Source organism: Nocardia farcinica (assembly GCF_029867845.1).
Classification (GTDB): domain Bacteria; phylum Actinomycetota; class Actinomycetes; order Mycobacteriales; family Mycobacteriaceae; genus Nocardia; species Nocardia farcinica_A.
The window spans coordinates 1-1600 of the sequence record NZ_JARWRU010000246.1 but is presented as its reverse complement, the minus strand read 5'-3'; the positions used below and the strand labels follow the sequence as shown (position 1 = coordinate 1600).

1 protein-coding gene is annotated in these 1600 nt (G+C 71.3%); it reads right to left on the bottom strand.

The features are described 5' to 3' along the window. Nucleotides 1-114 precede the first annotated feature (114 nt). Nucleotides 115-1599: an acyl-CoA synthetase gene (locus tag QH283_RS05110; protein WP_280501858.1), complete on the bottom strand. Its 1485-nt coding sequence runs from the start codon at nt 1597-1599 to the stop codon at nt 115-117. Nucleotide 1600 lies beyond the last annotated feature (1 nt).

The following is a 1600-nucleotide window of genomic DNA, read 5'->3' as shown; positions in this document are numbered from 1 at the left end:
GGTGGGCCGCCCGCGTCACGGCACCCCCCCCCGCGCGGGGGCCGGGCGGTCCGCCCCCCCCCCCGGGCGGGGCCCCGGGGGGCGCGCCCCCGCGGCCCCCGAGGGCGGAGGCGCTCAGACGTACTGGGCGCGCAGCTTGCCCTTGACCAGCTTGCCGGTGGGGGTGCGTGGCAGTTCGTCGGCGAAGTCGACGGTGCGCGGCACCTTGTAGTGCGCGATGCGCTCGCGCAGGTACTCGCGCAGCTCGGTGGCCAGCTCGGGGCCCGTCGCCACACCGGGCGCGGCCTGCACGACCGCCTTGACCGACTCGCCCATCTCCTCGTCGGGCACGCCGATCACGGCCACGTCCAGCACCTTCGGGTGCAGGGCAAGAGCGTCCTCGATCTCCTGCGGGTAGATGTTCACGCCACCGGAGATGATCATGAACGCCTTGCGGTCGGTGAGGAACAGGTAACCCTCGTCGTCGAGGTAGCCGATGTCACCGGTGGTGGTCCAGGCCGGATGCTCCGGGTGCGCCGCCTCGGCGGTCTTGCCCGGGTCGTTGTGGTAGGCGAACGGCGCTTCCTCGCGCTCGAAGTACACCGTGCCGATCTCGCCGACCGGCAGCTCCGCGCCGTCCTCGCCGCAGATGCGGATGACGCCGAGACCCGACCTGCCGACCGAGCCCGGCTTGCGCAGCCACTGCTCGCTGTCGATGAAGGTCACGCCGTTGCCCTCGGTGGAGGCGTAGTACTCGTAGAGCACCGGGCCCCACCAGTCGATCATGGCGCGCTTGACCTCGGTCGGGCACGGTGCGGCGGCGTGCACGGCCACCTTCAGGCTGGACACGTCGTAGCGCGCGCGCACGTCCTCGTCGAGCTTGAGCATGCGCACGAACATGGTCGGCACCCACTGGCTGTGGGTCACCGAGAACTTCTCGATGGCGGCCAGCGCGTTCTCCGCGTCGAACTTCTCCATCACCACCACGGTGCCGCCGAGGGCCTGCACGACGCCGCCGAAGCGCAGCGGGGCGGCGTGGTAGAGCGGGGCGGGGGACAGGTAGACCGTCTCGGTGTCGAAGCCGTACATGGGGCCGAAGATGGCGGTGTAGGTGTCGCCGGGCGCGTCACCGACCTGGCGTTCGGGCAGCGGGTGCTTGATGCCCTTCGGCCTGCCCGTGGTGCCGGAGGAGTACAGCATGTCCGCGCCGCGCGGCTGGTCATCGAGCGGTACCGCCGAGGAAGCGGCCAGCGCCTGTTCGTAGGAGTCGTGGCCGGGCACCGCGCCGCCGTAGGCGATCCGCACCCGCACCTTCGGGGTCTGCTCGGCGACGGCCTGCGCCGCCTCGCTCAGATCGGCCGCCACGATGAGCGCCTTCGCGCCGCAGTCGTCGACGATGTAGGCGATCTCGGCTGGCGACAGATGCCGGTTCACGGCGGTGATGTAAAGCCCGGATCGCAACGCCGCCCAGTACACCTCGTAGACCTTCGGGTCGTTGCCCGAGAGCAGCGCGAGGTGATCGCCCCGGCGCAGGCCCGCCTCGTGCAGGTGCCGCGCCAGCCGGACCGAGTTGTCCTCCAGCTCACGGTAGGTCAGCGTCTCGCCGGATCCGGCCATGATC